19 protein-coding genes are annotated in these 19,383 nt (G+C 64.7%); 8 read left to right on the top strand and 11 right to left on the bottom strand.

Going from position 1 to position 19,383, the window contains the following annotated elements:
• The first annotated feature begins 80 nt into the window (after positions 1-80).
• Entirely contained in the window at positions 81-1,016 is a 936-nt protein-coding gene (locus AC1DEZ_RS26355; protein WP_476781165.1) for an EamA family transporter, read from the top strand.
• Positions 1,017-1,027: 11 nt separating this feature from the next.
• Here AC1DEZ_RS26355 and AC1DEZ_RS26350 read toward each other — a convergent pair whose 3' ends face one another.
• Both AC1DEZ_RS26350 and AC1DEZ_RS26345 read right to left on the bottom strand, forming a co-directional pair.
• Complete coding sequence (locus AC1DEZ_RS26350; protein ID WP_476781164.1) at positions 1,028-1,492, bottom strand: cyclic nucleotide-binding domain-containing protein; 465 nt, start codon at positions 1,490-1,492, stop codon at positions 1,028-1,030.
• 3 nt (positions 1,493-1,495) lie between these two features.
• The gene (locus AC1DEZ_RS26345) at positions 1,496-2,182 is read right to left on the bottom strand and encodes a response regulator transcription factor (RefSeq protein ID WP_476781163.1); all 687 of its coding nucleotides are present in this window, start codon (positions 2,180-2,182) and stop codon (positions 1,496-1,498) included.
• An 82-nt stretch (positions 2,183-2,264) separates the two neighbouring features.
• On the opposite strand from AC1DEZ_RS26345, the gene AC1DEZ_RS26340 reads away from it, so the two are divergent.
• Both AC1DEZ_RS26340 and AC1DEZ_RS26335 read left to right on the top strand, forming a co-directional pair.
• Positions 2,265-2,819 (top strand): L,D-transpeptidase family protein, encoded by a 555-nt coding sequence (locus AC1DEZ_RS26340; RefSeq protein ID WP_476781162.1) that lies wholly within the window; start codon positions 2,265-2,267, stop codon positions 2,817-2,819.
• A gap of 115 nt (positions 2,820-2,934) precedes the next feature.
• On the top strand, positions 2,935-3,312 hold the full coding sequence (locus tag AC1DEZ_RS26335) for a glyoxalase superfamily protein (RefSeq protein ID WP_476781161.1): 378 nt from the start codon (positions 2,935-2,937) through the stop codon (positions 3,310-3,312).
• A 113-nt stretch (positions 3,313-3,425) separates the two neighbouring features.
• Here AC1DEZ_RS26335 and AC1DEZ_RS26330 read toward each other — a convergent pair whose 3' ends face one another.
• Complete coding sequence (locus AC1DEZ_RS26330) at positions 3,426-4,091, bottom strand: YggS family pyridoxal phosphate-dependent enzyme (RefSeq protein ID WP_476781160.1); 666 nt, start codon at positions 4,089-4,091, stop codon at positions 3,426-3,428.
• Positions 4,092-4,260: 169 nt separating this feature from the next.
• Here AC1DEZ_RS26330 and leuS point away from each other — a divergent pair, with 169 nt between their 5' ends.
• Genes leuS through holA form a run of 3 tightly spaced genes read left to right on the top strand, consistent with a single transcriptional unit; the run spans position 4,261 to position 8,440 of the window.
• On the top strand, positions 4,261-6,885 hold the full coding sequence (gene leuS / locus AC1DEZ_RS26325) for a leucine--tRNA ligase (RefSeq protein ID WP_476781159.1): 2,625 nt from the start codon (positions 4,261-4,263) through the stop codon (positions 6,883-6,885).
• Positions 6,872-7,405, top strand: coding sequence for a hypothetical protein (locus AC1DEZ_RS26320; RefSeq protein WP_441514243.1), 534 nt, complete (start codon positions 6,872-6,874; stop codon positions 7,403-7,405). Before leuS ends, AC1DEZ_RS26320 begins: the two co-directional genes overlap by 14 nt.
• Before the next feature lie 6 nt (positions 7,406-7,411).
• Complete coding sequence (holA, locus tag AC1DEZ_RS26315; protein WP_476781158.1) at positions 7,412-8,440, top strand: DNA polymerase III subunit delta; 1,029 nt, start codon at positions 7,412-7,414, stop codon at positions 8,438-8,440.
• On the opposite strand, the gene AC1DEZ_RS26310 is transcribed toward holA, so the two are convergent.
• From AC1DEZ_RS26310 to hemE, 8 genes are all read right to left on the bottom strand, one after another.
• Positions 8,441-9,325: a ParB/RepB/Spo0J family partition protein gene (locus AC1DEZ_RS26310; RefSeq protein WP_476781157.1), complete on the bottom strand. Its 885-nt coding sequence runs from the start codon at positions 9,323-9,325 to the stop codon at positions 8,441-8,443.
• Positions 9,326-9,357: 32 nt separating this feature from the next.
• Positions 9,358-10,188 carry a ParA family protein gene (locus tag AC1DEZ_RS26305; protein WP_476781156.1) on the bottom strand — a complete coding sequence of 277 codons (831 nt, stop codon included), beginning with the start codon at positions 10,186-10,188 and terminating at the stop codon, positions 9,358-9,360.
• Entirely contained in the window at positions 10,185-10,838 is a 654-nt protein-coding gene (gene rsmG / locus AC1DEZ_RS26300) for a 16S rRNA (guanine(527)-N(7))-methyltransferase RsmG (RefSeq protein ID WP_476781194.1), read from the bottom strand. The genes AC1DEZ_RS26305 and rsmG overlap by 4 nt, the downstream gene beginning before the upstream one ends.
• Positions 10,829-12,721, bottom strand: coding sequence for a tRNA uridine-5-carboxymethylaminomethyl(34) synthesis enzyme MnmG (mnmG, locus tag AC1DEZ_RS26295; RefSeq protein ID WP_476781155.1), 1,893 nt, complete (start codon positions 12,719-12,721; stop codon positions 10,829-10,831). Before mnmG ends, rsmG begins: the two co-directional genes overlap by 10 nt.
• 75 nt (positions 12,722-12,796) lie before the next feature.
• Positions 12,797-14,125, bottom strand: coding sequence for a tRNA uridine-5-carboxymethylaminomethyl(34) synthesis GTPase MnmE (mnmE, locus tag AC1DEZ_RS26290; protein ID WP_476781154.1), 1,329 nt, complete (start codon positions 14,123-14,125; stop codon positions 12,797-12,799).
• A gap of 387 nt (positions 14,126-14,512) precedes the next feature.
• Positions 14,513-15,778 carry a transcription termination factor Rho gene (rho, locus tag AC1DEZ_RS26285; RefSeq protein ID WP_441514236.1) on the bottom strand — a complete coding sequence of 422 codons (1,266 nt, stop codon included), beginning with the start codon at positions 15,776-15,778 and terminating at the stop codon, positions 14,513-14,515.
• A 221-nt stretch (positions 15,779-15,999) separates the two neighbouring features.
• A complete protein-coding gene (hemJ, locus tag AC1DEZ_RS26280) occupies positions 16,000-16,422 on the bottom strand; it encodes a protoporphyrinogen oxidase HemJ (RefSeq protein WP_476781153.1) in 423 nt (140 codons plus the stop codon).
• Positions 16,423-16,432: 10 nt separating this feature from the next.
• Entirely contained in the window at positions 16,433-17,485 is a 1,053-nt protein-coding gene (hemE, locus tag AC1DEZ_RS26275) for a uroporphyrinogen decarboxylase (RefSeq protein ID WP_476781152.1), read from the bottom strand.
• Positions 17,486-17,926: 441 nt separating this feature from the next.
• Between hemE and AC1DEZ_RS26270 the strand changes: the two genes are divergently transcribed.
• Positions 17,927-18,757 carry a pyruvate, water dikinase regulatory protein gene (locus AC1DEZ_RS26270; protein ID WP_441514233.1) on the top strand — a complete coding sequence of 277 codons (831 nt, stop codon included), beginning with the start codon at positions 17,927-17,929 and terminating at the stop codon, positions 18,755-18,757.
• Entirely contained in the window at positions 18,754-19,380 is a 627-nt protein-coding gene (locus AC1DEZ_RS26265; RefSeq protein WP_476781151.1) for a Maf family protein, read from the top strand. Before AC1DEZ_RS26270 ends, AC1DEZ_RS26265 begins: the two co-directional genes overlap by 4 nt.
• Positions 19,381-19,383 lie beyond the last annotated feature (3 nt).

Here is a 19,383-nt window from a genome sequence, read left to right as displayed (position 1 = left end):
CTGAGCGGACGGCGTCCCGGCCATGCCAGGTCGTCCTAACGGACCGCCGACGCATCGTGATATAGCCGCGGCAGTTTTCATTGCCGTGGCCGAAGCCGTTGCACCCGCCGCTCTCCACCTCCCTGTCCCTGCGCGATGCACTGCTCACCCTCGCGGTGATGGTGGTCTGGGGCACCAATTTCGTCGTCATCCGCATCGGCGTCGACCATTTCCCGCCCCTGCTCTTCGCCTGCCTGCGCTTTGCGTTCGCGCTGCTGCCCGCAGTTTTCTTCCTCAAGCGGCCAGCCGTTCCCTGGAGCAAGCTCGCTGCCTACGGTCTCCTGATCGGTGCCGGCCAGTTCGGCCTGCTGTTCATCGCCATCAAGGGCTTCATCGCGCCCGGGCTGGCCTCGCTGGTGGTGCAGTCGCAGTCCTTCTTCACGATCCTGCTCGCCGCCGCGATCACCCGTGAGCGCGTTCAGCCCTTCCAGTTCGTTGGCCTGCTGCTCGCCGCGGTCGGTATCGGCGTCATTCTCTGGCACGCGGACGGCACGACCACCCCGCTCGGGATCACCCTCGTGCTTGCCGCAGCGCTTTGTTGGGCCGGCGGCAACATCGTGTCGCGCAGCACCCCCGGCGTCGACATGCTGGCCTATGTCGTCTGGACCAGCCTCTTCGCCGTGCCACCCCTCTTCATCCTGTCTTGGCTCATCGAGGGTTGGCCGGCGATGCGCGACGGGCTGACCGGAGCCCCGCTCGCCGCCTGGGCAGCCGCGCTCTGGCAAGCCGTCGGCAATGTGATGTTCGGCTATGCCGTCTGGGGCTGGCTGCTCTCGCGCTATGCCGCCGCCACGGTCGCGCCAACCGCGTTGCTGGTCCCGGTCTTTGGCATGGGTGCCGCCGCCATTTGGCTGGGCGAGCCGCTGCCGGGCTGGAAGTTCCTTGCTGCCGGACTGGTCCTGTCCGGCCTGTGCATCAACATCCTCTGGCCGCGCTTTGCGGCGATCCGCGCCGCCAGGCATCCGCCATCATCCTGAGGGCACCGCGCTTACTTGCGGTCGATCGCGGCAAGCGCCTCTTGCACGGCCGAGAGCTCGCCGACGAAGCCACGCAGCCTGGTGCTGATCTCTGAGGCGATCGCCTCCGCCGAATCCGGCGATTCGCCGAGCACGCGCCGCATCACGCTGCGCGGCAACCGCATGACCCGCGTCGGCTCGCGCGCGATCGCGGTGACCTGCCGCGGCACCGAGGTGAAGAGCGCGAGTTCGCCGATCATGGCGCCGGGGCCGACGATCTCCTGCGCCGGCTGGCCGTCTTCCCGCGCCGTAACGGCGATCGCGCCCGACACCACCAGAACGGCCCCGTCCGAGGGCTCGCCGGCGCGGAACAGCACGTCGCCGGCACGCAGGATGCGGCTTTCTGCCGCGAAGGCGAGCAATCGCAGCGCGTCGCGCTCCATCAGGCTCAGCAGCGGCTGCCGGGCCAGCAGGGCCATATCGTCGTCGAGCGCCATCCGTCAGGGATTCAGCCGGTAGCCGCCGGCATCGGTCACGAGCAGGCGGGCATTGCCGGGATCCGGCTCGATCTTCTGCCTGAGACGGTAGATATGCGTCTCGAGCGTGTGCGTCGTGACCTGGCTGTTATAGCCCCAGACCTCCTGCAGCAGCACCTCGCGCGCGATCGGCTTGCGGCCGGCGCGGTAGAGGAAGCGCAGGATCGCGGTCTCCTTCTCGGTCAGCTTGGTCTTCGAGCCCTTTTCGCTGACGAGCAGCTTCGATCCGGGATGAAAGGTGTAGGGACCGACCTGAAAAATGGCGTCCTCGCTCGCTTCGTATTGCCGCAGATGCGCGCGGATGCGCGCCAGCAGCACGGCGAACTTGAACGGCTTCACCACATAATCGTTGGCGCCGGCCTCGAGGCCCAGCACCGTATCGGCGTCCGAGCCCTGGCCGGTCAACATCACCACCGGGCTCTTGAAGCCGTTCTTGCGCATCACCTTGACGGCCTCGCGGCCATCCATGTCGGGCAGCCCGACATCCATGACGACCAGATCGACGCGCTCGCCCTGCACGACCCTCACGGCAGCGGCGGCCGTGCCGGCCGTCGACAGCCTGAACTCCTCGTAAAGCGCCAGCTGCTCGGCCAGTGCATCGCGCAGGGTCTGGTCGTCATCGACCAGGAGAATATGATGGACGACGGACATGGGACGGTTCGCTCGGACGCAATCGTTACGGCAACATGAGCCCGCTGAGTCGTCATCGCAAGTCAGGCAGCCAGGAATCCCCTTGAGAAACCGCCCTTCCTTCCCCGCAGGCCCGCGCAAACTCTCATCGCTGCGGGTCTTCGCCTCCGTCCATGACCGCCGCAAGGGCTTCCTGATCGCCGGCTCGTCGGTGTTCCCTTGCGCGCTTGGTCGCTCCGGCATCCGCACCGACAAGCGCGAGGGCGACGGCGGCACGCCACGCACCGCCCTGCCGTTGCGCAGCGTCTTCTACCGGGCCGACCGCCTGGCTCGGCCGCGCACGCTGCTGCCGTCAAAGCGGATCGGGCCGCGCGACGCCTGGTGCGACGACGTGAATCACCGCCGCTACAATCGGCTGATCGACCGTCCGCCGGGCCAGGCCGAGGAGCGGCTGCAGCGAGAGGACCATCTCTACGACGTCGTCGTTGAGCTCGGCTGGAATGATCGGCCCGTGATTCGAGGGCGCGGCAGCGCGATCTTCTGGCATCTGGCCCGCCCCGGCTTCACGCCCACCGCCGGCTGCGTCGCGGTCGAGGGCCATGTCTTCGCCAAGGTGCTGCCGCGGCTGGCGCGCGATTGCCGGATTCTGGTCAGATAGGCCGAATTCGGCTAGAAGCAGCGGCGAGCACCGTCTCGATCATCCTCTTTGGATCAGCGGCCGCGCCCACGGGCACCGTCCCATGTCGCGGCACGATCCCAATCTGAGATTTGCGATGACTGATTCGGGTTCCTCGTTCCGCTTCGGACGGATCGCCGCGATGTTGCCGGTCGCCGATATGGCCCGCGCCTGCGATTTCTACATCGGCGCTCTCGGCTTCCGAAAAACCTTCGAGAACGGCAATCCCGTCGGCTTCACGATCCTGAAGCGCGACGCCGCCGAGTTGCACCTCACGCTCCAGCCCGGCCACAGGCCGGCAGCGTTCAACGTCGCGCATATGATGGTCGAGGACATCGACGCGGTGCACTCCCTCGTCCGCGAGCGCGGCCTGCGCATCGTCAAGGGGCTGCGCGACAAGGATTACGGCCTACGCGCCTTCGTCTTCGAGGATCCGGACGGCAACCGCATCGATGTCGGTGAGCCCCTGAAATAGACCGTCAATTCTCGGACGCAGCGAAACGCAGACCCGGGAATCTCATGCCAGGGCGGCTCTGGGTCCTCCCTATCGCAGAGATGCCCGGGTCAGACCCGGGCATGACGTCGAATTCATCCCCGTGCGCCAAAAATCGCGCTACCGACCCGCACATAGGTCGCGCCGAGCTGGATCGCCGCCTCGTAGTCGGCGCTCATCCCCATCGACAGGCCTTTGAGCCCGTTGCGGGCGGCGATCTTGGCCAGAAGGCCGAAATGCGGAGAAGGCGGCTCGTCGGCGGGGGGGATACACATCAGCCCCTCGATCGCGAGACCGTGAACCTCGCGGCAGCGGGCGATGAAGGCATCGACCTCCACCGGCAGGACACCGCCCTTTTGCGACTCCTCGCCGGTGTTCACCTGCACGAACAGCCTCGGCGCGCGGCCGGCCCGCGCCATCTCGCGCGCCAGTTCCTTCGCCAGGCTCTCCCGGTCAAGCGACTGGATGACGTCGAACAGCTCCACCGCCTCGCGCGCCTTATTCGACTGCAGCGGTCCGATCATGTGCAGTTCGGCATCGGGGAAGCGCTCTTTCAGCGCTGGCCACTTCGCCTTGGCCTCCTGGACATAGTTCTCGCCGAAGATGCGCTGTCCAGCCTCCAGCACCTCGATGATCTGTTCGGCCGGCTTGGTCTTGGAGACGGCGACCAGCGCAACCGAACCCGGCTTGCGCCCGAAATCGCGCTCGGTACGGCTGATCGCCGCCCGGATCTCAGCCAAACGCGTAACCGTATCGCTCATCTGCCAGCCTCTCATGCCCTGCGCGCCGTTGACCGCGTGCGCGCAATGGTGTCCTAGAGCAGGTTGCAAGATTCCGACATCCGGTTTTTGCATTCAGCCCCTGCGCCGGCCTGCCTCCGGGAACCGGCGAACCGCCAAGAATCGCCCGCTCAGAGAATTGCCCGCTGACATGGCCGTCGAACGTTACAATCCGAAAGAGTCCGAGCCGAAATGGCGCACCGTCTGGGAAGAGCGCAAGCTTTTCGAGACGAGGAACGACGACACGCGGCCGAGCTACTATGTCCTCGAGATGTTCCCCTATCCGTCGGGACGCATCCATATGGGCCATGTCCGCAACTATGCGATGGGCGACGTGGTCGCGCGCTACAAGCGCGCCAAGGGTTTCTCGGTGCTGCATCCGATGGGCTGGGACGCCTTCGGCCTGCCGGCGGAGAATGCCGCCAAGCAGAAAAAGGTCCATCCGCGCGAATGGACCTATGAGAACATCGCGACGATGCGCAAGCAGCTCAAGTCGATGGGCCTGTCGCTCGACTGGAGCCGCGAGCTCGCGACCTGCGACCCCAGCTACTACCGCCACCAGCAGAAGATGTTCCTGGACTTCCTSAAGACCGGGCTGGTCGACCGCAAGACCGCCAAGGTCAACTGGGACCCGGTCGACGAGACCGTGCTGGCCAATGAGCAGGTCATCGACGGCCGCGGCTGGCGTTCCGGTGCGCCGGTCGAGATCCGCGAGCTGACCCAGTGGTTCTTCAAGATCACCGAATACGGTCAGGAACTGAACGACGCGCTCGACGGCCTGACCCGCTGGCCCGAGAAGGTCCGGCTGATGCAGAAGAACTGGATCGGTCGCTCCGAAGGCTTGCTGGTTCGTTTCGCACTCGAATCGAATGGTGCGGGGCAGGACGAGGTCGAGGTCTATACGACCCGCCCCGATACGCTGTTCGGCGCCAAGTTCGTCGCCATCGCGCCCGATCATCCGATCGCCAAGTCCATCGCGGCGAAGAGCCCCTCGCTGCAGGCCTTTATCGAGGAATGCAAGCGCACAGGCACGGCGCAGGAAGCCATCGACAAGGCCGAGAAGCTCGGTTTCGACACTGGCCTGCGCGCCGTGCACCCGCTCGATCCCAACTGGACGTTGCCCGTCTATGTCGCGAATTTCGTCTTGATGGAATACGGCACCGGCGCCATCTTCGGCTGCCCGGCGCATGACCAGCGCGACCTCGACTTCGTCAACAAGTATGGCCTGGGTAATACCCCTGTGGTAGCGCCGGAAGGCACCGATCCGGCTGGTTTCGTCATCACCGACACCGCCTATGACGGCGATGGCCGGATGATCAATTCCCGCTTCCTCGACGGTATGACCATCGCGGAAGCCAAGGAGGAGGTCGCGCGCCGGCTCGAGGGCGAAACCCGCGGCAACCGCCCGGTCGGCCAGCGCAAGGTCAATTTCCGCCTGCGGGACTGGGGCATCTCGCGCCAGCGCTACTGGGGCTGCCCGATCCCGGTCATCCATTGTTCCGACTGCGGAACGGTTCCGGTGCCGGATGCCGACCTGCCGGTGAAGCTGCCGGACGACGTCTCCTTCGACAAACCGGGCAACCCGCTCGACCATCACCCGAGCTGGAAACACGTCGCTTGCCCGCAATGCGGCAAACCGGCGCGGCGCGAGACCGATACGATGGATACCTTCGTCGATTCGTCCTGGTACTTCGCCCGCTTCACCGACCCGTGGCGCACCGAGAGCCCGACCGACCGCAAGGCCGTCGATCGCTTCCTCCCGGTCGACCAGTATATCGGCGGCGTCGAGCACGCGATCCTGCACCTGCTCTATTCGCGCTTCTTCACCCGGGCGATGAAGAGGACCGGCCATGCCGGCCTCGACGAGCCCTTCGCTGGTCTGTTCACCCAGGGCATGGTCGTGCACGAGACCTACCGGGCCGCCAATGGCGACTGGGTCGAGCCGGGCAATGTCCGTATCGAGGTGGCCGGAAACGACCGCCGTGGTTTCGACGTCGAGACCGGCGCTCCGATCGAAATCGGCTCGATCGAGAAGATGTCGAAGTCGAAGAAGAACGTCGTGGACCCCGACGACATCATCGCGTCCTACGGCGCCGACACCGCCCGCTGGTTCATGCTCTCGGATTCGCCGCCGGATCGCGACGTGATCTGGACCGACGAGGGCGTGCAGGGCGCCGCCCGCTTCGTCCAGCGTCTCTGGCGTCTCGTCGCCGAGATCGCCGAACGCACCGGCGGCAAGGCCGAGAAGCCTGCCCAGGTCGGTGATGCCGCGCTCGCGCTACGCAAAGCGAGCCATCGCGCTCTCGACGCGGTCGGCGCCGATATCGAGCGCCTCGGCTTCAACCGTTGCGTCGCGCATATCTACACCCTGACCAATGCCATCGGTAAGGCGCTGGACGCTGCGGCCGAGAGGCCCGAGCTCGATGCCGACATCGCCTTCGCGCTGCTTGAAGCCGCCACGATCGTCACCCAGCTCGTGGCACCGATGATGCCGCATCTGGCCGAGGAATGCTGGCAGGCTCTCCGCCAGCCTGGCCTCGTCGGCGAAGCCTCCTGGCCGGAGGTCGAGCCCGCACTGCTGAAGGACGACAGCGTCACGCTGCCCGTCCAGCTCAACGGCAAGAAGCGGGCTGAGGTGACGGTTCCGGCCGATGCCGATACGGTGGCGGTGGAAGCCGCCACCCGCGCCAGCGAAGCGGTTCAGCGGGCCCTCGAAGGGCGCGCCATCCGCAAGATCATCGTGGTTCCCGGGAGAATCGTGAATGTCGTCGTCTGAAGCCGCTCTTTCCCGCCGGACGCTGCTCGCAGCCGTGCTCGCCGCGGCAGCGCTCGCTGGAGGCTGCTTCCAGCCGCTCTATTCCGAGAACACGACGAGCACGGTCGGTGGCAGCGTCAAGACCGCGCTTCGCAGCATCGAGATTCCAGAGATCAAAGGCCTGGTGGGCCATTACTTCCGTAACGAGCTCGTCTTTGAGTTCGACGGCAGCGGTGATCCCGACGCGCAGAGGAAGCTGAGGCTCGATGCCAATATCGCGGAATCCGTCGAGGTCGTCACGGTGGATTACATCAATGGCCGCGCCGATTCGGCGGTGCTCGTCGCTACCGCAACCTGGAAAGTGACGCGCATCGGGACGGGTGAAGTCGTCTCCTCCGGCACCAATTCCGTCCGCGCGCCCTATGAGCGCTCCGGACAGCGTTTCGCCACGCTGCGTGCAGCACGTGACGCACAGATCCGCGCCGCGAAGAACCTCGCCACGATCATCCGGGGACAGATCGCCGCCGATCTCACCTCCTGACCTGCCATGGTCGCGATCAAGGCGCATGAAGCCGAACGGATACTGGCGCGCCTCGATCCGGCCTGGCGCCTTGTCCTGATCTACGGACCTGACGCCGGGCTCGTCTCCGAGCGGGCGGGCACATTGGCCCGCGCCAGCGTCGATGATGCCAGCGATGCTTTCCAGCTCATCCGCATGGATGGCGACGCCGTTGCCGCCGACCCGCTGAAGCTCGCTGACGAAGCCAACACTATCGGCCTTTTCGGCGGCCGCCGCGCAATCCGCGTCTCTCCGACATCCAAACCCCTGCTGGCGGCGGTCGAGCCGCTGCTGGCGGTGCCTTCGCAGGATGCCCTCGTCATCGTCGAGGCGGGCGACCTGCAGCGCACGAACCCACTGCGCACCGCCTGCGAGAGAGCCAAGACCGCGCTCGCCGTGCCCTGCTATGGCGACGCAGCCCGCGATCTCGGCTCGATCATCGATGAAATGGTACGCGGCGCCGGTAAGTCGATCGACCGCACCAGCCGGGAGCATCTCGCCGGTCTTCTCGGCGGCGACCGCCAGACATCCCGTCGCGAGATCGAAAAGCTCCTGCTTTATGTCGGAACCGACCCTGCCGTGCGGGAAGAGCACATCGACGCTATCGTCGGCGACACCGCCCAGCGCGAGCAGGCCATGCTCGTCGATGCGGTCTTCGCGGGAAAGCTGCCGGTGCTCGACCTCGCTCAGGCCAAGCTCAGCAGCGAGGGATTGGACGCCGGTGTGATGCTCGGCACGGTGCTTCGCCAGGCGCTGGCCTTGCTCAAAGCGCGTCAGGCTGTCGATGCCGGGAAGGGGGTCCGAGACGTCGTCGGAACGATGCGCCTACCTTACCCCCGCATTGCCACAACCGAGGCTGCACTGAATGCCTGGTCCAGCGCCAAGCTGAACGAAGCTGTCGGCCTACTCGGCAATGCGATCCTGGCCACGCGCCAGAATGCCGATATGGGTCGCGCCGTCGCGACCCGCACATTGTGGACGTTGGCTCGGCTCGCCCGCAGCGGCCGGCCCGAGTGATCAGGCCTTGAGCCGGTGGCAGAGCGCGTCGAGTTGTTCGAGCGTCTTGTAGCCGATCCGGACCTCCCCCGATCCGTTGGCGCGATGCGCGATCGAAACTGAGAGACCAAGCGCGTCTTCCAGCGCCTTCTCAAGAGCCCGCGTATCAGGATCCTTCTCGACCTTCGGCTTCGACAGCGCGACGCTCTTTGTCGTCTCGCCCCGTGCTTCTTCCTGCACGACACGCTCGATATCGCGGACGCTCATGCCTTCGTCGACGATCCGGCGCGCCATCAGTTCCGGCTCCGAAACGGAGAGGAGGGCGCGGGCGTGACCCGCCGAAACCGCGCCTTCGCTGACCATCTTGCGGACGGATTCGGGCAACTTCGACAGACGCATCGTATTGGCGACGTGGCTGCGGCTCTTGCCGATGACGCGTGCCAGATCGTTCTGCGTATAACCGAACTCGGCGATCAACCGCTCATAGCCGGCAGCTTCCTCGATCGCGTTGAGGTCGGTACGCTGAACGTTCTCGACGATCGCGATCTCCAGCGCTTCGCGGTCGTCCGCCTCGACCAGAATCACCGGGACATCGTGCAGTTCGGCGCGCTGCGCCGCCCGCCAGCGCCGCTCGCCGGCGATGATCTCGTAGGCATCGACCATGCCGGGGATCGAACGCACGATGATCGGCTGCAAAATGCCACGCTCGCGAATCGAAGTCGTGAGCTCGTCGAGATCCTCCTCCACGAAGCTGCGGCGCGGATTGCGCGCGCTCGGACGCAGGAACTCGACCGGCACTTTGCGTTGGCCCCGCGCCCGCTCGATTGCGCCGATTTCCTCCCCGACGTCACCGATCAGCGCCGCCAGACCACGGCCCAGGCGTGAGCGCCCCTGTTCTTCGGCCATCGCCATCCTCGTTACCTCACCATTTCGTTTCGTCAGGCCGCGGCGCGCAGAGCGCGCTCCCGCTTGATCACCTCCGACGCCAATCGCAGATACGCCTGCGAACCCGAGCAGCGCAGATCATAGAGCAGCGCCGGTTTGCCATAGGACGGCGCCTCGGAAACCCGCACGTTTCGTGGGATTACCGTCTCATAAACCTTATCACCAAGGAAACTCTTCACATCCGCCATGACCTGACCCGACAGATTGTTGCGCGGGTCGAACATGGTCAGCACCACGCCCTGGATCATCAGCCGCGGATTGAGTCCCGCGCGAACCTGCTCCACCGTCTTGAGCAGTTGGCTGAGACCTTCAAGCGCGAAAAACTCGCACTGCAGCGGCACCAAAACGGCATCAGCGGCCGTCATCGCGTTTATCGTGATCAGGCTCAGCGAAGGCGGGCAGTCGATCAGGACGTAAGTTAGATCCTGGCAGCGCTGGTCGTAGCATAATTCGTCAATCGCACTCTTCAACCGATGAGCGCGATCCTTGGCCGATGCGATCTCCAGTTCGACGCCGAGCAGGTCCAGCGTCGAGGGCGCCAGAGACAGGCCCGGTACGGCCGTGGGCTGGAGCGCCTGACCCAGGCCGACATCGCCGCAGAGAACATCGTAAGTCGAGGACTTCCGGCTACGGCGATCGACGCCGAGTCCGGTCGAGGCATTGCCCTGCGGGTCGAGGTCGACGATCAGGACCTTCTCGCCGATCGCGGCCAGCGCCGTGCCGAGGTTGATCGCCGTGGTCGTCTTGCCGACGCCACCCTTCTGATTCGCAAGCGCGATGACACGCGGGCGGCGCTGCGGTGGCGCAGATCTGAGTTCCGTCATGGATCGGCTCGTCTCTCGGCCGAGCGGATCATCAGGATTCGCGCGGCATCATCAGTCACGGAGGAAACCGTTGTCGCCTGAATCTTCCAATATCTGGCCGAGTCGGTCAATTCCGCATCTAGATGTTGTCCCTTGGGAAAGAGCCCAAGAGTGCCGGTTCTCAACAGCTCTTCGCACCAGTCGAGGAGCTTCGTCAGCGGCGCTAGCGCCCGGGCTGTCACCACATCGGCCTTGCCCGCGAAATCGCCGATCACATCCTCGATACGAGCGGCATGGACCTTGACCGGCGCGCCGGTAACCCGCGCCGCGTGGCGCAGAAACGCGCATTTGCGAGCATTGCTCTCGACAAGATCGATCTGACCTCGGCCACGCTCCGCAAGGCAGATACCGATCACCAGCCCCGGAAAACCGCCGCCGGAACCGAGATCGAGCCAGCGTTCGCGTTCGGGCGCGAGGCTGAAGATCTGCAGCGAGTCCGCGATATGGCGTGTCCAGACATCCGCCAGCGTCGTGGAGGAGACCAGATTCTTGGCCGCCTGCCAGCGCTCGAGCTCCGCCACGAGCAGCGCCAGGCGCTCCTCTGTTTCACGTGAAACAGGCGTCAAGCGCAAAGCGCGCTGCCTGTCGGTCTTTTCAACAGTCACGTCGATCCTGTGGATAACGGCGCCGGGAGCCGGCCCTTCCGTGCGTGTGCGGCCAACAGCGCCAGAGCTGCGGGCGTCATGCCTTCGATCTTGCCGGCCTGCGCCAGGTCCGCTGGGCGCAGCGCGGCGAGCTTTGCCTTGATCTCGTTCGACAGGCCCGAAATCATGTCGAGGTCGAGATCAGCCGGAACTTTCAATGACTGGTCGCGTCGATAAGCCTGGATCTCCGCAGCCTGCCGGTCGAGATAGACCGCATAGACTGCATCCGCGGTAACACGCGCCGTCACGGACGCAGAATAACCCTGCAGCTCAGGCCAGATCGCAGCAAGCCGCTCGAAACCGACATCGGGATAAGACAGGATTTGGTAAGCGCTGCGTCGCACTCCGTCCCGGTTGAGCTGCAGGCCAACGCCCTCTGCCTGCCGAGGCGTCAACCACAGGCTCTGCAAGGTCTGGCTCAAAGCAGCGATTTCGCCGCGGCGTGCCTCAAAGGCGGCATGCCGGGCTGAGCCGACCACGCCGAGCTTCGTGCCGAAGCCGGTCAGCCGCTCATCCGCATTGTCCACGCGCAGCGACAGGCGAAATTCCGCCCGCGACGTGAACATTCGGTACGGCTCCGTAACGCCGCGCGTGACGAGATCGTCGACGAGCACGCCGATATAGGACTGTGTTCGGTCGAAAACCACGGGCTCAGCGTCGCCAGCCAACCGTGCCGCGTTCAGCCCTGCGAGCAGTCCCTGGGCGCCCGCCTCCTCATAGCCCGTCGTTCCATTGATCTGGCCGGCCAGGAACAGGCCACCGACGGCGTGCGTCTCCAGCGTGTTCTTCAACGCCCGCGGATCGACGAAATCGTATTCGATCGCATAGCCCGGCCGCTGCATCGTGGCGCGCTCGAGACCGGGGATGGTCTTCAGCAGACCCAGCTGGACATCCTCGGGCAGCGAGGTCGAGATGCCGTTCGGATAGACCGTGTCGTCATCCAGCCCTTCAGGCTCCAGAAAGATCTGGTGTCCGTCGCGATCGCCAAACCTGCCGACCTTGTCCTCGATCGACGGGCAATAGCGCGGGCCGCGCCCTTCGATCTGGCCCGAGAACATCGGCGCGCGATGCAGATTGGCGCGGATCAGCTCATGACTCGCCAGCGTCGTGCGCGTGATACCGCAGGAAATCTGCGGATTGGTGATCGCCGTAGTCAGCGCCGAGAACGGCTCTGGCGGCTCGTCGCCCGGCTGCATCTCAAGTGCAGCCCAGTCGATGCTCCGACCGTCGAGACGGGGAGGGGTTCCGGTCTTCAGACGCCCGAGCGGGAAGCCATAACCCTCCAGCGTCGCCGAGAGTCCGAGCGACGGTGCCTCACCGACCCGCCCGGCCGGGATCTTGGTCTCGCCGATATGGATCAGCCCGCGCAAGAAAGTCCCCGTCGTCAGCACGACCGTTCCGGTTCCGAATCGGCGCCCATCCGCAAGGATGACCGCTACAACGCGGCCAGATTCGATCTCGAGGTCGAAGACTTCGCCGGCGACGATATCGAGACCGGGCTGCTGGGCGAGCAGCTCTTGCATGGCTTGGCGGTAGAGCTGGCGGTCGGCCTGGGCGCGGGGCCCGCGCACCGCCGGTCCCTTGCGACGGTTGAGCATGCGAAATTGGATGCCCCCAAGGTCGGCCGCGCGGGCCATCACGCCGTCGAGAGCGTCGATTTCCCTTACGAGATGACCCTTGCCGAGACCGCCGATCGCGGGATTGCAAGACATCACGCCGATGGTCTCGGGCTTGTGCGTCACCAAGGCTGTACGCGCGCCATAGCGCGCCGCCGCCGCAGCCGCTTCTGCCCCGGCATGGCCGCCGCCGACGACGATGACGTCGTAGTGCTGCTGATGATGGATGGACATGCCATTTTCGCTAACGAAGCCGGGGAGGCGGGTCAACGGCAATCGCTACAAACCGGGCGGATCATCCGCTCGGGCTTACTTTCCGATGCAGAATCCGGCGAAGAGCTGGTCGAGCACATCCTCGACATCGATGCGGCCGACCAGCCTCTCGAGCGCGACGACCGCCAGGCGGATATCCTCCGCAAGCAACTCACCCTGGCCATGATCGGCGGTGACCGCACGCTCCAGCGCCGCGACCGCATCGCTCACCGCGACGCGATGGCGTTCACGGGTCAGCAGCGCAGGCTCCGTCTGACCGAGATCGCGCAGCCGTGCCACGATCTCCGCGAGCAGGTCAGGGATTCCCTCTCCGGTTTTCACCGAGATCGCACGTTCCCCCGCCAATGCTTCCCCACCAAGATCCGACTTCGTCGCGACTGCCAGTGTCGAAGCTTCTTGCTCGATTCGATACGTATCCGAATCGATCCCGCGCAGGCTCAGTACGAGATCGGCGCGCTCCACCAGCGCGCGTGCACGCTTGACGCCTTCGGCCTCGATCGGGTCGATGCTGTCGCGCAGTCCCGCCGTATCGATCAGGATCACCGGCAAACCTTCCAGGTCGAGGCGTACTTCCAGAGCATCGCGCGTCGTGCCGGCAATCGGAGACACGATAGCAACCTCGCGCCGGGCGAGCGCATTGAGCAGGCTCGATTTGCCGGCATTGGGCGGGCCGGCCAGCACCACGACGAAGCCCTCGCGGACACGTTCGCCCATGGTGAAACTGCCGAGCGCCTCACGCAGCGAGATCAGAACACCGCCGGCCAAGGCAAGTGCCTGATCCTGAAGCGGACCCGCAACATCGCCCTCGTCTGAGAAATCCAGCTCGGCGGCGAGCAAGCTCATCGCCTCGATCAACTCTCCGCGCCAGCGCTTGGCGACGAAGCCGAGGGCGCCGTCCATTTGGCGCAGGGCCTGTTTGCGCTGCCATTCCGTTTCCGAATCGATCAGGTCGGCCAAGCCTTCGACGGCAGCGAGATCGAGCTTGCCGGCCTCGAAGGCTCGCCGGGTAAATTCTCCGGCTTCCGCGAGTTTTACTCCCGGTAGTACCGTCAGTATGGCCAGTAGTTCCGCGAGAACGGCGCGCGAACCGTGGACATGAAACTCCGCGACATCCTCGCCGGTGAAGCTCGCCGGTGCCGCGAAGAACAGGACGAGCGCCGTATCGACGGCCATACCTTTTCCATCCGAGAGCCGGCGGAGTGTCGCCATGCGCGGCGGCGGTATGACTCCCGCTACGGTCTCAAGGACGAAACGAACCCGCGGACCGGAGACCCGCACGACCGCCACACCGGCCCGGCCAGGCGCCGAGGACAGCGCCACGATCGTCGGATGGGCTTCGTAGATGTGCGTCTCGGTAGCCGTCATGCTGGTCATTCGCTGGTCGGTATCAGGGGTGCCAGCACAGCTGTGCCTTGCCCGGGCAGCGCGTCAAGCTTGCATGCTCTGGGCCGGCTGTGCTGCCGCGTCCCGGCCGATCGCGCGTAGGCACAAGAAGCCCGATGTGGAGCTGGGGAGCGACTGGCCAACGATGCTCCATGCGGGAGCCCGAAGATAGGCGACCGTTCGGATTCGTTTCGATTACGAATCGAGTCCTTCCGGGAAATCTTTCTCGCGGTTGTAACGGGAGTGAATCGGTCGCCATATAGATTAGTGGCGCCGGCGGTAGCTGCGCCACAAACAAATTCGCCGCCGTCCGACCGCTTCTGCGCGATCGATACGGCGGCGAATCGAATGCCGGATCGGGTGGACCCGTCAGGTATTCATCGAGTCGAAGAATTCCGAGTTCTGCTTGGTCTGGCGCAGCTTGTCCAAAAGGAACTCGATCGCATCCTGCGGTCCCATCGGGTTGAGGATACGGCGCAGCACATAGGTCTTCTGCAGGTCGGAGCGCGGCGTGATGAGCTCCTCCTTGCGGGTGCCGGACTTGATGATGTCGATAGCCGGGAAGATGCGCTTGTCGGCCACCTTGCGGTCGAGAATGATCTCGGAGTTGCCCGTTCCCTTGAACTCCTCGAAGATCACTTCGTCCATGCGCGAGCCGGTGTCGATCAGCGCTGTCGCGACGATGGTGAGCGAGCCGCCTTCCTCGATATTGCGGGCGGCGCCGAAGAAGCGCTTCGGCCGCTGCAGGGCATTGGCGTCGACACCACCGGTCAGCACCTTGCCCGAGGACGGAACCACGGTGTTGTAGGCGCGGCCGAGGCGGGTGATCGAGTCCAGCAGGATGACGACGTCGCGGCCATGCTCGACCAGACGCTTGGCCTTCTCGATGACCATCTCCGCGACCTGGACGTGGCGCGAGGCCGGCTCGTCGAAGGTCGAGGACACGACCTCCCCCTTCACCGAGCGCTGCATGTCGGTGACTTCTTCCGGCCGCTCGTCGATCAGCAGAACGATGAGATAGCACTCGGGATGATTGGTCGTGATCGACTGGGCGATGTTCTGCAGCAGCACGGTCTTGCCGGTGCGCGGCGGCGCGACGATCAGCGCGCGCTGGCCCTTGCCGATCGGCGCCACGATGTCGATGACGCGTGGCGAGAAATCCTTCTTGGTCGGATCCTGCACCTCGAGCTTCAGCCGCTGGTCCGGGTAGAGCGGCGTCAAATTGTCGAAGTGGATCTTGTGCTTGATCTTCTCCGGGTCCTCGAAATTGATCGAGTTGACCTTGAGCAGGGCGAAATAGCGCTCGCCATCCTTGGGGCTGCGGATCGGCCCCTCGACCGTATCGCCAGTCCGCAGACCGAACTTCCGAATCTGCGAGGGCGAGACATAGATGTCGTCGGGACCCGGCAGATAGTTCGAATCGGAGGAGCGCAGGAAGCCGAAGCCGTCCTGCAGCACCTCGACCACGCCCTCGCCCAGGATCTCGGTCTCGCGTGCGGCGAGTTGCTTCAGGATGGCGAACATCAGCTCCTGCTTGCGCATCGTGCTGGCGTTCTCGACCTCCACCTCCTCGGCAAAGGTCAGAAGTTCGGTCGGCGATTTGATCTTGAGCTCTTGGAGCTTGATTTCCCGCATGGGGCACCCGGATCGTGAACGCCCTGCGAATCGGCAGGGGTGGGGACTGTACTGGAGTGATCGACTTCGGCCCTGACCGGACCTGCGCGGGGGGTGCGCGACCTGAGCTGCTGCTAGGGCAGATCGCTCACGAACAGTCGACAACAAGGGAGGACGCTGGAGAAGCGCAGCTCCTGATAGCGGGAATCGCGGCCGGGCTCAAGCGGGAAGAATCGTCTGCGTTAGAACGGTTTCACGATGACGAGAATGACGATGACGAGCATCAGCACAGCCGGCACTTCGTTGAGGATGCGGAAATAGCGGGGAGATTTCTGGTTCTTGTCCTCGGCGAAGGCGCGGACATGCTTCACCAGCACCCCATGGATACCGGAGAGGATCAGCACCAGCAGCAGCTTGGCATGCAGCCAGCCGCCTTTGAAGGCGAAGCCGTACCAGGCGAGGTAGAGACCGAGCACCCAGGTCAGGATCATCGCCGGGTTGATGATGCCCTTCAGCAGCCGGCGCTCCATGATCTTGAAGGTCTCGGACTGGATCGAGCCGATCTGAGCCTCGGCATGGTAGACCATCAGCCGCGGCAGATAGAGCATCCCGGCCATCCAGGAGATGACCGCGACGACGTGGAAAGCCTTGATCCACTCATACATATCCTGACCCTCAGCCCCGCACGGCCTTCAGCAGCCGCTCGACATGGGCGATTGGCGTATCCGGCAGGATGCCATGCCCGAGATTGAAGACGAACGGCCCGCGACCGAAGGCTGAGAGGATCGCCGCGATTTCCTTCTCGAGCTCCGGGCCGCCAGCCCTCAGAACGAGCGGATCGAGATTGCCTTGCACGGGCAGCCTCGTCTGGATGGCGTCGCGCGCAAAGTCCCTATCGATATCGGATTCGAGCCCGACCGCATCGACACCCGTTCCAGCAACATAGTCCGGGATCAGCCGGCCGGCTCCGCGTGGGAACCCGATGATGCGGGCATGGGCGTGAACCGCGCGCACGCCCTCTACGATCCGCCGGGTCGGCGCGACGCACCAGCGCCTGAAATCCTCCGGTCCCAACGCGCCTGCCCAACTGTCGAAGATCTGCACCGCATCGACGCCGGCGGCGATCTGGGCGTTGAGATAGCTCACGGAGGCAACGACGATGCGATCGATGATCGCCTGGAACAGTTCAGGGTCCTTCGCGAACAGGGCCTTGGCAGGTCCCTGATCGGGCGTGCCGCGGCCGGCCACCATATAGGTCGCCACAGTCCAGGGAGCCCCGCAGAAGCCGATGAACCCCGTCTCGCGGGGCAAGGCACCACGCACCCGCCGCACGGTCTCCAGAATGGGATCCAGCTTGGCGCCATCGGCGAGCTGATCGATCTCTGCCAGTCTTGCGGCATCCGCGACGGGTTCCAGCCGCGGACCTTCGCCCTCTGCGAACCAGAGCTTCTGCCCGAGTGCCTGCGGCACGACGAGAATATCCGAGAACAGGATCGCGGCATCGAAGCCGAAGCGCCGGATCGGCTGGAGCGTCACCTCGGCAGCGAGCTCGGGGTTGTAGCAGAGCGCAAGGAAGCTGCCGGCCTTGGCCCGAAGCTCGCGATACTCCGGCAAATAGCGCCCCGCCTGGCGCATCAGCCAGATCGGAGGAACAGGCAATTTCTCGCCTGCCAATGCCCGAAGAAAGAGCGGCTCTGCGCTGATCGTTCCAGGGGCTGGATGGCTCATCCCGTATCCTCACTAAAAAGAGATTCTATGAAAGATTCTCTTTTTCTTTGACTCTTGGACAGGGGAGATAGCCCGGCCCAATCCTGTCCACAACCGTTCCACAGGTGGTGGGACAGCCGGTCGCGGGTCTCAGGCTCGAACGATCGGGTGTTAAGGCTTTATTAACGAATTGGAATCCGCTTCCGCTCCTGCGGCGGCCAGAATGATTCACGTGAAACACTTCCTTAACCATGCACAGTCCGGCGTCTGTTGACGAACAGGGCGGGTTATACAGGCGCTCTCGCCACCACCGGCCAGAGACCGGGTTGTCCACACCACTCCCCATGCCCCGGGAAAACTCGGAGCGGCCATGGTGCGGACGCTTTCGGATCGAATGCCTGATTCCGATCCGGCCGAAAGCGCGCTAGATGAAGACAAGAGCGCTTCAGGCCGGGGGACGCCGTGGTCCGCAACTATTTCCATCTGCATCTGGTTTCAGACGCGACCGGCGAAACCCTGATCGCCGTCAGCCGTGCCGCAGCGGCACAATATGAGAGCGTGTCCGCTATCGAGCATGTCTACCCGCTGGTGCGCTCGGAGGCTCAGCTCGCCCGCGTTCTGGCCGAAATCGAATCCTCACCCGGCGTCGTGCTCTACACGCTGGTCGAACCTGAATGGCAGGAAAAGCTCGAGAACTTCTGCCGCGAGCTGGGCTGCCCCTGTCTCTCGGTGCTGCAGCCGGTGCTGTCGCTGTTCCAATCCTATCTCGGCCAGGCCTCCGCGACGAAGCCGGGCGCGCAGCATGTTCTCAATACCGAGTACTTCCGCCGGATCGATGCGATGAACTACACGCTGCTCCATGACGACGGCCAGATGGGCGGCGATCTCGACAATGCCGACGTCATCCTGGTCGGCATCAGCCGGACGTCGAAGACACCGACGAGCATCTATCTCGCCAATCGCGGCATCAAGACCGCCAATATCCCTCTCGTTCCGAATATTCCGCTGCCTGTCGAACTGGAGAGCGCCAAGAAGCCGCTGATCGTCGGCCTGATCGCCAGCCCCGATCGTATCGTCCAGATCCGCCAGAATCGGCTCCTGTCCCTACGCGCCGACGATGAGACATCCTATGTAGATCCGGCGGCCGTTGCCGACGAAGTCTCGCAGTCGCGCCGGCTCTGCGCCCGCAAGGGCTGGCCGGTCATTGATGTGACCCGTCGCTCGATTGAGGAAACCGCAGCATCGATCGTCGACCTGCTGCGCGACCACCGCATGAAGTTCATCGCGACATGATCATTTCCAACAGTCTTTGGCTCGAAGCACAGCCCTTGATCCTCGCCTCCGGGAGCACGGCCCGCCGCGACATGCTGGCTGCGGCCGGCATTCCGGTAGAGGTGCTGAAGCCCGAGATCGACGAGCGCGCGGTCGAGCATCCGCTGGTCGAGCAGCATGTCCCGGCAGACCAGATCGCAGCGGCGCTTGCCTGCGCCAAGGCTCTCTCTGTTTCGAACGCGCGGCCCGGTCGTCTCGTCCTCGCCGCCGACCAGACCCTGACCTGCGACGGGATCACCTTCCACAAGCCGGTCGACAGCTTCGCAGCTGCCGAGCAGATCGCGGAGCTCGCCGGCAGGACGCACGAACTCCACTCCGCCTTCGTCCTGGCGAGGGATGGCGCGCCGATCGCCGAAGGGCGCGAGACCGCGCGGATGACCATGCGTTCTCTCGATTCCGACTTCATCGGGCTCTATGTCGATCTGGTCGGCCCTGCGGCCCTGTCCAGCGTCGGCGGCTATCAGCTTGAGGGGCTGGGCGCCCAGCTCTTCGATACCGTCGAAGGCAATCACTTCACCATCCTTGGCCTGCCCTTGCTTGCCGTTCTCGCCGCCCTGCGCGATCTCGGCTGCCTCGCCCGCTGACCG

This window comes from Allobosea sp. 10L422 (assembly GCF_056395345.1).
The sequence above is the reverse complement of the archived record's forward strand: the minus strand, read 5'-3'. Positions and strand labels throughout refer to the sequence as shown.